Source organism: Maritimibacter alexandrii, assembly GCF_005871115.1.
GTDB lineage: Bacteria > Pseudomonadota > Alphaproteobacteria > Rhodobacterales > Rhodobacteraceae > Maritimibacter > Maritimibacter alkaliphilus.
Window position 1 is genome coordinate 1 of the sequence record NZ_SWKQ01000013.1, and the last position, 13,340, is coordinate 13,340.

The window sequence follows — 13,340 nt, forward strand, 5'->3', positions numbered from 1 at the left end:
GATGCCCGTCAGCGTGTCGCCCGTCGCGTCGCCGCCCGAGGCCGAGCCCGCCGCGAGGCTGATCGTCACCCCCGAACCCGACCCGGTGTAGAGCGCCGTGTCCTCGCCCGCGCCGCCGTCGATGTCGTCGCCCCCCGCGCCGCCGGTGAGCCGGTCGTCGCCATCGCCGCCGTCGAGGATGTCGTCGTCGGCGCCGCCCTCCAACACGTCGCGCTCGTCGCCGCCGTAGAGCTCGTCTTCACCCGCGTCGCCGCGCAGCTTGTCGCGCCCGCCGAGGCCCGTCAGCACGTCGTCGCCGCCGCGCCCGATGAGCAGGTTGGCATTCGCGTCGCCGGTAAGCGTGTCGCCATGGTCAGACCCCATCACCCGTTCGATGCCGGTGAGCGTATCGCCCTGCGCATCGCCGCCCGTGCCGGTGCCCGCGCCGAGATCGACGGTCACGCCCGCCGCGGACTTCTTGTAGACCGCCAGATCCGCGCCCCCGACCCCGCCGTCGAGGTCATCGGCCCCCGCGCCGCCCTCGAGCCGGTCCGCGCCCTCGCCCCCGTCGAGATCGTCGTCGCCGTCGTCACCGAACAGCCAGTCGCGGTCATCCCCACCTTCGATCATGTCGCCGTCGTCGCCACCCCGAACCCAGTCGCGCCCGGCCCCGCCCCTGAGCGTGTCCGAACCCGTGCCCCCCAGCACCCGGTCATCGTCATCCCCCCCGTCGAGCGTGTCGTCCCCGTCACCCCCCTGAAGATCGTCCTCGCCGCCAAGGCCGTTCAGGATGTCGTCCAGATGTCCCCCGAGTATCCGCTGGCCGATGTCGGTGCCGGTCAGCGTAACCTCGGACGACGCCCGCCGTCCGTAGATGATATAGGCCTTGCCCGAATTCGTCGTGTATTCATCGTTCATGGGCGACCCGACGATCAGGTCGTCGAGCCCGTCGTGGTTCACGTCGCCAGCGGCAGACACCGCATGACCGTTCCAGTCACTGTCGGCTTCACCGACGATAATGAACCCCTCGGACGGGGCGAGATCGCCCAGGTCGATGTCCGAAAAGCCGGACGCCTTTCCGAAGATGACGTAGCTTGCGCCGGATTCCGTGCCGTTGATATCCACGCCGCGCGCGCCGACGACCATATCGTCGAAGCCGTCGCCGTTGATGTCCCCGGCGCTCGAGACGCTGACCCCGGCGCCATCGCCAGCCAAGCCGCCGACGATCTTGAAGCCGTCGGAGGATGAGAGGCTGGACAGGTCGATATTGCTCCAGCCGGACGCCTTGCCCAGCAGGACATAGGCTTCGCCCGCATCGACGCCGCCGTCATCCCCGGCATAGGCACCGACAATAATATCGTCGAAGCCGTCGCCGTTGACGTCACCCGCCCAGGAGACGCTGGTGCCCAGCCGATCGCCAGCGGCGTCACCCTGAATGATGATCCCGATCGACGCCGACAGTCCGGTCAGGTCGATGTCTGCGATCCCGCTGGACGTGCCGAAGATAAGGTAGGTCTCGCCTGCGAGCGCGCCCCCGTCGCTGCCGTAGAACGCGCCGACAAGGACGTCGTCGAACCCGTCGCCGTTCACGTCGCCCGCGCGTGCCACGTCGAACCCGGCAAGGTCACCTGCCGCATCGCCCCAGATGGCAAACCCTTTATCGGGGGTAAGCGCGCCGGTATCCGACAGGGTGAGATTGGCGATGCCGCCGACACCGCCGAAAAGCACATAGGCTTCGCCCGCGTCGTTGCCCGCGTCATCGTTCGCCGGAGCACCGACGATCACGTCGGAAATGCCGTCTCCGTTGAAGTCTCCGGCACCCGCTACAGAGAAACCGGCATTCGCGTTGCCGTTCCCGTTCAGGATCACGTTGCGCGTGACCCCACCCCAGGGCGCAAGACCGACGCCGCCATGGATGATATAGGCGCGACCTTCGTCGCTGCCGCCATAGTGGGGTGAGCCGACGATCAGGTCGTCATACCCATCCGCGTTCACGTCACCTGCGGAGGACACGGCGTAACCGGCCCAATCGTCGACCGCTTCGCCGATCGCCCGGAAACCGTTCGAGGCAGCCAAGGGGATGATGTCGGAGTCGGTGTATCCGCCGACCCGACCGTAGACGACATCGGCGGCGCCGTTGCCGAGACCGGGATGCGGCGAACCGACCACGAAATCGTCGATCCCGTCGCCGTTCATGTCGCCTGCTCCGGACACGGCCCAACCCACCTGCATCTCGGGGAAAACGCCCCGAACGGAAAACCCGTAGTCTCCGACCAGCGAGGCGAGTTCGACACGCGCCCCGAAGCCGGTCGCCGAACCGCCGTAGACGACATACGCCTCGCCAGCGCCCGCACCGCCGTTGTCGCCGCCGGACGCCCCGATAAGGACGTCGTCGATGCCGTCGCCGTTCACGTCGCCCACCCCCGCGACCGCCTGACCGGCCAGGTCGTCGGCCTCGTCGCCGGTGATGACGATGCCTTCGCCGGTTCCGAGCGCGGCAAGGTCGACCGTGCCGAAGCCGGAAGCCTTGCCGAACACGACATAGGCCGCGCCCGCGTTGTTGCCACCGTCATTCTGACCGTAGGCCCCGATGAGCATATCGTCGTAGCCGTCCGCGTTGACGTCGCCCGCGTTGGCGACCGAGTATCCGGCGAAGTCGCCCGCCGCGCCGCCGCGCAGGATGAACCCGTCGCTCGCCGCCAGGCCGGTCAGGTCGATGTTCGTGAAGCCCGAGGCCTTGCCGAAGAGGACATAGGCCTCGCCTGCCGAGGAAGCGGTGTCGTCGCCGCCATAGGCCCCCACGATGATGTCGTCGTAGCCGTCGCCGTTCACGTCGCCCGCACCCGAGACCGATCGACCGGCGAAATCTCCGCCTGTGTCGCCCTGAATGATGAAGCCGTCCGACAGGGCAAGCCCGGTCAGGTCGATATTCGTGAAGCCCACGTTGCGTCCGAAGATGACGTAGGCCTCGCCCGCTTGCGTGCCACCGTCATCGCCATTTACGGCGCCGACCACGATGTCGCCGTAGCCGTCGCCGTTGATGTCACCGGCGGAAGAGACCGAAATCCCGGCGTGATCGCCCGCTTCGTCGCCCTGAATGATGAAGCCGTCGGATGCCGCGAAGGACGACAGGTCGATGTTCGAAAAGCCCGTAGTCTTGCCGAAGATCACATATGCCTCACCAGCGAAGGCGCCGCCATCATCGCCGTAGGAGGCACCGACGATGAAATCGTCGATCCCATCGCCGTTCACATCGCCTGCGGAGGAGACGGCGCGACCGGCGAAGTCGTCCGCGTCGTCACCGATGATCGTGAACCCGTCGGTCAGGGGAAGCGTGCTCAGGTCCACCGTCGAAAACGCGGTGCCCTTGCCGAAGATCACATAGGCCGCCCCGGCGGACGTCCCGCCCGCATCGTTGCCATAGGCCCCGACGATCACGTCGTAGAACCCGTCGCCGTTCACGTCCCCCGCGCCGGAGACCGCAAATCCGGCGGTGTCCCCGACGGAATGACCCTGAATGAAGAAGCCATCGCCGGCGGTCAGGCTGCTAAGGTCGATGTCCGAGAACCCGTCGTTGCGACCGAAGAGCACATAGGCGCCTCCAGCGCCGAAGCCGCCCGCGTCTTGACCGGACGCCCCGATGACGAAGTCCGTCAGACCGTCGCCGTTGACGTCCCCGGCGGCGGAGACGCTGAAACCGGCGAAATCGCCCGCAAGGTCACCCTGAACGGTGAATCCCAAGGACGGGGTCAGAAAGGAAAGATCGACAATACGCGCGGCCATGAGGCGCCCTCCCGCAAATTCATTGATAAAATAAGTGTCAAAACGCCGGAAAATGGCGCCTACTTAGCACTCACCCAATACGGAGAGTGTAAGGCTCGTATCTGATCCCGCAATAACTTTGCGATTAACCTTTTGGATAATGAACAGCGGGATTGCACAAGTCATCGGCACACCGTCCGGCGGTGAGGCGGAATGGAGCGCGTTCGGCGAAGCCTTACCGTTGAGCCAACCAGCGGTAAGCGCAGTCTCGTCTTGCGGGGTCCGGGTGGCACCGCGCGGGCCGAGCGCCTGACACGACCAGCTCGCTCGTTCTCCCCTACACAATCACATCGAACGACACGCTGAGGGGGCCGTATTCCGGCCAATTGGTCATTTCGATCCCGCCACGTTGTTCGAGGCGCAGGGTCTTTTGCGTCAACTGCCGCAGCGTTTCGCGCAAAAGAACGCGGGCCAGCGGGGCGCCGGGGCACATGTGCGGACCGCGGCCGAAGGTCAGAAGGTCGCGCGCTTCGCGGTCGAGCCGGTAGGTATCGGCCTCGGGGAACACTTCCTCGTCCCGGTTGGCCGAGGTGAACACGATGGCGACCGGGTCGCCCTTGGCGATGGGACAGCCCGAGATCTCGGTATCCTCTCGCGCCGTGCGGGCGAAGCCGCGATAGGGCGTGTAAAGGCGCAGAAGTTCCTCGAGCGCCTCGGGCACCAGATCGGGATGTTCGGTAAGCTCGGCGTGGTGTTCGGGATGGCGTGCCAGATGCACCGCCATCGAGCCGATGAAGGTCGTGGGCGCGATGATGCCGACCAACAGGAATTGCCGGAGCGCGCCGAGGATCAAGTCGTCGGCCAGCGGTTCGCCATCGACACGCACCGCAAGCAGGCTCGCGGTCGGGTCTTGGTCGGGGTCGCGCGGGTTGGCGTGGCGGTCCGCGATCAGGTCGGCGGCGATGTCGTAAAGCTCGTCCGACTTCTGGCGCAGCAGGTCGAAGTCCTGCCGTTGCAGCGCCATGTTGAATTCGGCCCCGACCTCGCGGATCAGTTCGGCCTTGTCCGGCGACAGGTTGAAGAACTCGGCAAGCAGCGCGATGGGCAGAAGGAACGAGAAGTCCTTGCAGATATCGCCCCCACCCGCCGCGATCCACGGGTCGAGGAAGCGCGCGACCATGGTTTCGAGCCGCGGCTCCCACTCGGACAGGCGGGCCGGTGTCAGAAACCGCTGGATCGCGTTGCGGTAGGGCGTGTTCGCGGGCGGATCGAGGTGAAGCGGCGGGCGGCGCTGGGTCGTCGCCACGCGCGGCACCACGTTCTGCACCGTGGTGGTGAACATCTGCCAGTTCTCAAGCACCGCTTTCGCGTCGGCGTGCTTCGTCACCGCCCAGAACCCGCCCATGTCGTCGCTCCACGCGACCGGGCAATGGCTGCGCAACTCGGCGAAGAGCGCGTGCGGGCTATCGAAATCCTCGGTTTCGGGAACCTTGAAATCCACCTTGTGGGTCATGCGTCACCTCGCATGTCGAGCGTCAGGGTGTTGATGCCGAATTCGGTCCAGCGGCCCCATGTCGGCGTTCCCACGACCTTCAATCCGGGCTGCGCGATCAGGACGTCGGTCATCGCGTCCACTTGCAATTTCGCCATCGCCTGCCCCATGCACATATGCGTGCCGTAGCCGAAGGTGATGTGCCGGTTCGGGCTGCGGCGCGGGTCGAAGGTTTCGGGGTCGTCGAAGGCGCGCGGGTCGCGGTTGGCCGAGGCATAGTTCATCGCGACGGGGGTGCCCTTGGGAATGAACGTGCCGTTGAGCACCGTGTCCTTGGTCGCCACGCGGGCAAGGCTCTGGTTCGCCGGATAGAACCGCAAGATTTCATCGCGGAAGGTCGCTTTCGCCTCAGGCTCGTCGCGCAGAAGCTGTGTGTGCTCAGGGTTGGTGGCCAGGTGCCACGCCAGCGAATTCATCAGGCAGCGCGACGCGATGTGCCCGCCGACCAAAAGCAGCCGCACCATGCCCGCAAGCTCGGTCTCGGAAAACGGCTCGCCCTTGCCGGGATAGGCCATGATCGAAGAGACCATGTCCTCCTCCGGGTCGCGCGGCTCCTCCATCCGGCTCTGGGCCAGTTTGATGGCGAAGGCATCGACGCCTTTGGACATGCGGGCGGCGGTGCCCATGTCGCGGTTCTGGATCGCGTGGACATAGGTCGCCGACAGCCGCCCGATCTCAAGCGACTCCTCGGTGTCGAAGCCGACGATCAAGCCAAGCGAGCCTTGGCTCATCGGTTCCCCGATCTGTCCGGGGAAGTTGACCTGCGCTGCGTCTGCCCCCTTCGCGTCCGCCACCAGTCGTTCCACGAGGTCGCGCAACTGCGGCTCGAAGGTCTTGATCTTGTTGGCCTTGAAAGACGGGTTCATCGCCTTGCGATACCGCTCGCTTTCGGGCGGGTCTTTTTGCAGCGGCAGGCGCGGCAGGCCGAGCTTCGGCGACGCGGGCACGATGGACAGCTTGGTCGCCGTGAACGTCTCGGGGTCTTTCTCGACCGCCAGAATGTCGTCGTAGCGCATCACGGTGAAGAACCCGCCCCAGTTGTCGCTCCACGCGACCGGGTGGCTTTCGCGCAGCGCGCGCCAGACCGCCGGATAGGTCTCGATGGTCTCCGGGTCGTGCGGGTCCCAGACGGACCTCAGTTCATCAATCTGTTCGGCAGCCATAGGGTGATCTCCGGAACATAGGTGATAAGGATGAGGAAGCACGCCATAATCAGGACGAACGGGATCATGCCGCGTATGGCCTCCGACATCGGCGCCTTCGATATCGACGACAGAACAAAGAGGTTCAGGCCGATCGGCGGGGTGAGGAACGCGATCTCCATGTTGACGATCAGCACGATGCCGAAGTGCACCGGGTCGATGCCCAAAGGCCCCAGCACCGGCAGGATGATCGGCGTCACGATCAGCATGACCGCGATGGCGTCGAGGAACATGCCGAGCACGAGCATCACGATGTTGAGCGCGAGCAGGAATTGCCAAGGCTTCAGGTCCTGCCCGATGGCGAATTCGACCAGTTTCGTCGGCACGCCCGAGCCAGTGATCCAGTGGGCGAAGAGCAACGCGAACATGACGATGAACGACACGGCCGAGGCGGCTTTCATCCCCTCGGCGGTCATCGCGAACACGTCCTTGAGCGACACTTCGCGGTAGACGAAGACGGCGACCAGCATACTGGCCACGGCCGCGACGCCCGCGCTTTCGGTCACGGTGGTGTAGCCGGAATAGATGCCCACGAAGACGAAGAGCGGGATCGCGACGGCGGGGATCGCCTTCAGGTTCTTGCGGATGAACTCCTCCCGCGTCGCACGCACGCCGGAGGCATAGCCCTTGCGCCGGGAATAGAACATCACCCACGCGGCAAGCAGCATCGCCTGAATCAGGCCGGGCACGACGCCCGCGATGAACAGGCGCGGCACGCTTTCCTCGGCGATCAGGCCGTAGAGGATCATCGACAGCGACGGCGGGATCAGGATTCCCATCGTGCCCGACGCGCCGACGAGGCCCAGCGCGAACGGTCTGTCGTAGTTGCGCGCGACCATGGCCGGGATCAGGAAGGTGCCCATCGCCATCGCGGTCACGACGGAGGAGCCGGAAATGGCGGCGAACAGCGTGGTCGCGATCACCGCGACCAGCCCCAGCCCGCCCTTGAAATGGCCGACCCATGTTTCCGCCGCGTCGATGATGATCCGCGCGATCCCGCCCTTCTGCATGAAGGTGGCCGCGAGCACGAAGAACGGCACGGCAACGAAGGTGGGTGAGTTGAGGCCGGAGACCGTATGGGCGGCGGCATCCATCAGGGGCCGCCCTTCGATCGCGATCATGATCATCGCGGTCGCGCCGAGCGCCACGAAGATCGGCGCGCCGAGCGCCATGAGGAGGAGCATGCCCCCGAGCCCGATAAAGGCGTCCATCGATTATTCCCCCCGGTCCGGCGCGTTCGACAGATGGCCGAACGGGCGCTGGCCGTTCATCAGCATGAGCGCGCAGCGAATGAGGATCAGCGCCATGCCCAAAGGCAACGGCAGGAACACCGCGAACCCCTGCGGCGCGCGCAGGGACGAGCCGGAGCGTTCGTCGAGAAGGTTGGCGAATTCGTAAGCCTGCCAGCCGTAGATCAGCATGATCGCAATGAAGACGATCGACAGGATCGACATCGCCCAGCCAAGCACCCGCCGCAGTCGGGGGCTGAGGGCGGCGATGAACACCTCGGTGTGCAGGTGACGATCCTCTTGCACGATGGCGGCGCCTGCCAGCACGGTGGCCCAGATGATGAAGTAGATCGACACCTCGGTGGCCCAGTCGACCGCATAGGCGGGGGCGACGATCCGTAGGAGACCGCCGCCAAGGAACACCGCGAGCGCGATGATGAGCAGAGCGCCGATCAGAACGGTCTCGACCCGAGACCACAGGTTGAGAATTCGGGGGATCATTCGATACCTGTCGGAATTACGGTCGCGCCGCCCCCATGTCGGAAGCGGCGCGAAAGCCTTGTCACATCGAGCCGTCGAGCGCCTCGGTCACGCGGCCGATGAAGTCGGCATCCATGCCGCCATCGGCCACGATCTTGTCCTGAAGCTCGATCAGCGCGGTCCGCTTTTCGGCCACCATCTCGGGGTCCGCATCGACCACGGTCACGCCGTTCGCCGCCAGCGTCTCGCGCGCCGACGCCATTTCTTCGGCGGCGTGGGCCGCCGCCCATTGACCCACTTCGGCCCAGGTGTCGCGGATGATCGCCTGCTGGTCATCGGACAGCTTGTCCATCGTCGCTTGCGACACGACAGGCATGTAAAAGCCCCAACCCGCATTGTCCGCGAAGACGTTCTTGATGCCGGATTCCCACAGCTTGCCACCGATGATGGTCAGCTCCGTCACGCCGCCCATGCCGTCGATCTGGCCTTGGCTCAGAAGCAGCGGGATCTCGGAGCGGCGCGCGGCCTGCGGCGAGCCGCCCATTTCCTTGAGCACCGCAACCACGACCGGCGACGGCGGGGTGGCGAGTTTCAGGCCCGCCAGATCGTCATAGCTGTCCACGGCCGTTTCGGTGGTGAACGCCGTGTGCTGAGGCGCGAACAGGAAGGCCGCCCCCGGCACGTTGATGCCCTTTTTCGACAGCATCTCGCCCATTTCGTCGGCAATCGGTCCGTTCAGGATCGCGTTGGCCTCCTCCGCCGTGCGTCCGAAGAAGAGCGGCAGGATCGAGAACGAGAGGTTGGGCTCGAACTGGCTCATGGTCACGTTGGCCTGAATCGACATATCCAGCGCGCCCGAGGCGAGCGCCCGGATCGCGTCCGCCGACTTGTAAAGCTGCGCCGCCGGGAACACCTCGACTGTCATTTCGCCGCCCGAGGCTTCGGAAATCGCCTCGGCCCAGCGTTCGGCTGCAAGGTTGCGAACGTGGCCCGGCGGCGTTTCCACCGACAGCCGAAGCTCGGTTTCGGCAAAAGCCGCGCTGCCTGCGGTCGCAAGCAGGGCGCCAAGCACCGTGGTCTTGATGAAATCCTTCATGTTCTCCTCCCTGAAGGTCGTTGAATGTGAGCGGTTCAGACCGCCGTCTCTGCTGTTATCTCGTTCTGGGCGCCCAGTTCGGGTGCCCCCTGCTCGGTTCCCGGCCCGCCGGTCGCAAGCCGGAAGCCCGCGTTCAGCACCCTGTCGCCCGCGATGTCGAGGAACAGGTCACGCTCCGCCAGATGCGGCATCGCCACCGTTTCCGCGATATCCATGACCCGCGCCGCCGACAGACCCGCCGCACGAAACGCGTCCTCCCATTCGGCCGCGTCGCGGGTCTCGAACGCGGCGGCGAGGTGAACGCGCATCGCATCCGCGTTTCGCAGCCGGTCGATCCGGGTCGCGAAGCGCGGATCGTCCAGCAGGTGCGCCACGCCCAGAACGTCCAGCATCTTGGCGATGTGGTGATCCTCGACCGCGCCCACCGTGATCTCACCCGTCCTGCAGGCGAAGGTGTCGGCGGTCGGCGACCGGCTGAACCCCCGGTTGCCGGTGCGCACGTGCTGCTGCCCGGCCATGAGAAGCGGATTGACCACCGAGGACAGCATGACCAGCGTCGCGTCCAGCATCGCCACATCCACGTTCTGACTTTCGACCATTCCGCGTTCCTTCTGGATGATCGCGGTCTGGATCGCGAAGGCCGCGAGCAGGCCGGAATATGTGTCGACGATGGGAAAGCCGATCCGCATCGCGGGATCGCCCTCGTTCCCCGACAGCTTCATGAGCCCCGACAGGCTTTGAACGATCTGGTCGATCGCGGCCACATCGCGCATCTCGCCGGTCTGGCCGAAGCCCGAGACCGAGCAATAGATCACGCCGGGGTTCAGCGCCTTGGCCGCCTCGTATCCCAGCCCGAGCCGCTCCATCACGCCGGGCCGGAAATTCTCGACCACGATGTCGGCCTCTGCGACCAGCCGCTGCGCGGCCGCCAGCCCATCGGCGGCCTTCAGGTCGAGAGATACGCTTTCCTTGCCGATATTGATGCCGCGAAACGCGGGCGCCATGCCCCACTCTTCCTGATTGGGTGAGTAATTGCGCAGGAGGTCGCCGGTGGGCGTTTCGATCTTGATGACGCGGGCACCGTTCAGGGCGAGGAAATGAGTCGCAAGGGGACCGGCCACGACGTGGCTGAAATCGACGACGGTGTAGCCCTCAAGCGCACGTGTCAAAACGCGTCCTCCCTATTTATGTATCTTTGTGAACTATTATCGGCCTGTCAATGCCATTATGTCGCACCCCGCACACGGCGGATGCCGTCGATCACATCCGCCTTGGCGCGCGTGCCGTTCCATTTGCGCGCATCCACCATGTCGGCGTGGATTTCGACGACCTCGACCCCGGCTTCCCGCAAGTCCTCGGTGATGAAGTTGGTGGCATAGCCCGACTGACGGTCGGCTTCGGGCACCAGAACCACGGCAAGGTCGATCCGGTAGTGGCGCGCCTGTTTCACCAGCCACGCATTCGCCCAGGGTGCCTGATGCAACTGCTCGTTCATCGTCACCACCCGCGCGGCGAGTGCGCGCAGATAGTCGCCCTTGGACCGCCGCACATACCCGTCGGCTGCAAAGGGCAAATACATCGACCACGCGAAGACCGCGCCGAACTCTTCTTCGAAGGCGGTGTATAACTTGGTGTCGAACCACAGCCCCGCGCCGATCCACATCATGCGCACGCGTTCGTCATCGACCACCGCGCGCCCCGCCGCGATCCGCTCGCCCACCGCGTCGCGGAACCGTTCGGCATGACCCACGGCCCAATCCGAGCCGCGGTGCCACTGCGGGATCATCACGTTCGGAATCTGCTCGCCGATCCTGACCGGCATCCGCTCGGCCGCCGCGATCATCCGGCTCGCCTCTTCGAAGATCAGCTCCTGCTTCTCGATCTGCTCCATGTAGGCCCCGAAGCCTTCGTGGTCGAACCTGCGCCCGGTGATCTCTTCGACGTCTGCGATCAGGTCGGTGATCTGCGCCTGCATCAGGTCGAGCCGTGCGGTGCCGTAAAGCGCCTCCCAATCGTTGCGGGCCCGCACCCACCAGTCGTTCAGGTTCTCCGCCGCTGCGGGTGAATGCAGAAGCGCCAGACGCGCCCCGGCCTTGTCCGCATACATCTGGAACAATCGCTGCTGGTCGTCCGAGGACTGCCGGGCACACAGGATCGCAGGATCGGGCAATCCGCCCCACGGCTGCTTGTCCGGGTCGCCGTCCAGCGCGGAAATCACGCCCATGGCCGAGTATTTCGCAAGGCTGTCGTGAAACCCCATCGCAGCGCCGCGATCCAGCGTGTAGGTGGACAGTTGCTTGGCCGCGATCACGGACGACCACCATTGGTTCACGACCACCGGCATGTCCATCGCGTGAAAAATCTCATGCGGCGTGTCGGCGTTGACGAAGGCGAACTTGGCCCCGTTCTCGATCCGCGACCGCAGGGACCGGGTCCAATCGCGCTGGTATCCCATCGCCTCGGCGGAAAGGGCGAGCGGTTCATAGGCCATCAGACGCGCTCCCCGATCACGATGTCACGGGGCTCCGGCCAGCGCGGCAGAAACCCCAGATCGGTGAAGCCGACGCCCAGATCGGCGCAGAGTGCGCGCACCTGCGGCATCAGCCACCCCCAGAGATCGTCATGCGCGTCGACCTGCCAGACCACGCGGTCGATCCGGTGTTCGCTCAGGAGGTCGGCGACGGCGGGAAGGTAGAGCGGCTTCGGCTGCCGCGCTGCGAACGGGTTCGCGGCCTGTGCCCGAAGCGCGGCGGTCAGGTCCGTGCCCCGCGCTGCGTGAGCCTGATCGAGAGCCTGCTGGTCAATGGCGAGCGTGCCCAACGCGTCGAGCGCCGCGTGCAGAACGCCATTTCCGAGGGGTGCGCCCAACAGGGCGAACCTCGGCCCTTGGGCCGCGTAAGGCGCTGCCTTCGCCATCCTACCCGCCGCGACCCCGGCCCTTGTGTCGAACGCGTTTTCGCCTGAGACCTCCCCCGCGGACTGGGCCTGCACGAGGAAATCGAACCCGCCGGCGTGACCCTCGGCCCCCGGCTCGGCGACCCATCCGAGGCGGCACAGCGTCTCGGTCAGCCGGTCGAGCTCGGCCCGGTTGAAGCGATCCGCCGCCGCATGATCCGCAGGCAGGATGTTGAGCATGATAGGGGTCGGGGCCTGGGCGGGCATCACCCCCCGGCGGGCAAGCTCGAACGCATATTGGCAGGCGATCATCGCGCCGGGGCTGTCGCGCAGAAAGATGATCGCGTCGAGATCGTCGAATTCCCCGGCCACCATGCCACGCAGGACCGAGGCCGCGAACGGGTCCATGAACGGTTCGATGTAACGGTCGGCGGCTGTGGGGCTTTGCGTGCGGTGAAGGGTGACATCGACCGGCACCAGACCGATTGACGCGAATACGCCATATGGCGCGCCGAAGCCGAAAACGCCTGTTCGCACGGTGTCCTCCCTCACAATATCGTTCACTAAATGAACTGTCTTGCTGCGTCAATCACTTGCAATCGCCCGGCAGATTGGAGACGTTGCTGGAACGTGGAGGACGCGAAGTGAGCGATAACCAGAAATCAGCCAGAACCCGGGTCATTCTGGGGCCGCTGGCGCGGGACCTGCCGTTCATGACGCGCAACCTGCATTCCATGCTGCGGTCCTTCGGCGCGTCGATCCGGGGGCCGCTCCAGCTTGAATCCGGTTCCATCGGCATCCTCAGCCTGATCTGGGTGAACCCCGGCATTTCGCAGAACGATCTGGCCGAGAACCTCGCCATGAAGAAATCGGCGGTCGCCAAGCTGGTCAAGTCGCTCGAAAAACAGGGCTGTCTCGAACGGGAACGGGTGCCCGGCGATCGGCGCATGAACGCGATCACGCTGACTTCCAAGGGTCATGCCATGATCGCCTCGATCCGCGAACTGTCGATGCCGCTCAACGACGAAATCGTCGAAGGCATCGCCGAGGACGATCTGGAAGCGTTCTTTCGGGTGCTCGAAAAGCTGCACAACCGGCTGGCCGACCGCGTGTCGATCAGCCCGTCGTCGCAGGACGATTGAGCC

10 protein-coding genes are annotated in these 13,340 nt (G+C 65.4%); 1 reads left to right on the plus strand and 9 read right to left on the minus strand.

Annotated elements, in window-relative coordinates:
• The 9 genes from FCT00_RS12730 to FCT00_RS12770 all read right to left on the minus strand — a co-directional run.
• Positions 1–3,762: beta strand repeat-containing protein (locus FCT00_RS12730; protein WP_138423324.1), on the minus strand; the 3,762-nt coding region annotated here is incomplete at its 3' end.
• Positions 3,763–4,078: 316 nt separating this feature from the next.
• Positions 4,079–5,254 (minus strand): cytochrome P450, encoded by a 1,176-nt coding sequence (locus tag FCT00_RS12735; RefSeq protein WP_138423325.1) that lies wholly within the window; start codon positions 5,252–5,254, stop codon positions 4,079–4,081.
• Positions 5,251–6,456 carry a cytochrome P450 gene (locus tag FCT00_RS12740; RefSeq protein WP_138423326.1) on the minus strand — a complete coding sequence of 402 codons (1,206 nt, stop codon included), beginning with the start codon at positions 6,454–6,456 and terminating at the stop codon, positions 5,251–5,253. The genes FCT00_RS12735 and FCT00_RS12740 overlap by 4 nt, the downstream gene beginning before the upstream one ends.
• On the minus strand, positions 6,429–7,706 hold the full coding sequence (locus FCT00_RS12745; protein WP_138423327.1) for a TRAP transporter large permease: 1,278 nt from the start codon (positions 7,704–7,706) through the stop codon (positions 6,429–6,431). Before FCT00_RS12745 ends, FCT00_RS12740 begins: the two co-directional genes overlap by 28 nt.
• 3 nt (positions 7,707–7,709) lie before the next feature.
• The gene (locus FCT00_RS12750) at positions 7,710–8,225 is read right to left on the minus strand and encodes a TRAP transporter small permease (RefSeq protein WP_138423328.1); all 516 of its coding nucleotides are present in this window, start codon (positions 8,223–8,225) and stop codon (positions 7,710–7,712) included.
• Positions 8,226–8,286: 61 nt separating this feature from the next.
• A complete protein-coding gene (gene dctP / locus FCT00_RS12755) occupies positions 8,287–9,300 on the minus strand; it encodes a TRAP transporter substrate-binding protein DctP (RefSeq protein WP_138423329.1) in 1,014 nt (337 codons plus the stop codon).
• A gap of 35 nt (positions 9,301–9,335) precedes the next feature.
• Positions 9,336–10,469, minus strand: coding sequence for a CaiB/BaiF CoA transferase family protein (locus FCT00_RS12760; protein ID WP_138423330.1), 1,134 nt, complete (start codon positions 10,467–10,469; stop codon positions 9,336–9,338).
• Between the two features lie 56 nt (positions 10,470–10,525).
• Positions 10,526–11,791 (minus strand): 2-hydroxyacyl-CoA dehydratase family protein, encoded by a 1,266-nt coding sequence (locus tag FCT00_RS12765; protein WP_138423331.1) that lies wholly within the window; start codon positions 11,789–11,791, stop codon positions 10,526–10,528.
• Positions 11,791–12,732: a hypothetical protein gene (locus tag FCT00_RS12770; protein ID WP_138423332.1), complete on the minus strand. Its 942-nt coding sequence runs from the start codon at positions 12,730–12,732 to the stop codon at positions 11,791–11,793. The genes FCT00_RS12765 and FCT00_RS12770 overlap by 1 nt, the downstream gene beginning before the upstream one ends.
• A 107-nt stretch (positions 12,733–12,839) precedes the next feature.
• Between FCT00_RS12770 and FCT00_RS12775 the strand changes: the two genes are divergently transcribed.
• Positions 12,840–13,337, plus strand: a complete 498-nt coding sequence (locus FCT00_RS12775) for a MarR family winged helix-turn-helix transcriptional regulator (protein WP_171042980.1) — start codon at positions 12,840–12,842, stop codon at positions 13,335–13,337.
• The last annotated feature ends 3 nt before the right edge of the window (positions 13,338–13,340 follow it).

Bases quoted from the DNA above. Each gene is read 5' to 3' on its own strand.
- FCT00_RS12735 (WP_138423325.1), bottom strand. From the start codon at position 5,254: ATGACCCACAAGGTGGATTTCAAGGTTCCCGAAACCGAGGATTTCGAT.
- FCT00_RS12740 (WP_138423326.1), bottom strand. From the start codon at position 6,456: ATGGCTGCCGAACAGATTGATGAACTGAGGTCCGTCTGGGACCCGCAC.
- FCT00_RS12745 (WP_138423327.1), bottom strand. From the start codon at position 7,706: ATGGACGCCTTTATCGGGCTCGGGGGCATGCTCCTCCTCATGGCGCTC.
- FCT00_RS12750 (WP_138423328.1), bottom strand. From the start codon at position 8,225: ATGATCCCCCGAATTCTCAACCTGTGGTCTCGGGTCGAGACCGTTCTG.
- dctP (WP_138423329.1), bottom strand. From the start codon at position 9,300: ATGAAGGATTTCATCAAGACCACGGTGCTTGGCGCCCTGCTTGCGACC.
- FCT00_RS12765 (WP_138423331.1), bottom strand. From the start codon at position 11,791: ATGGCCTATGAACCGCTCGCCCTTTCCGCCGAGGCGATGGGATACCAG.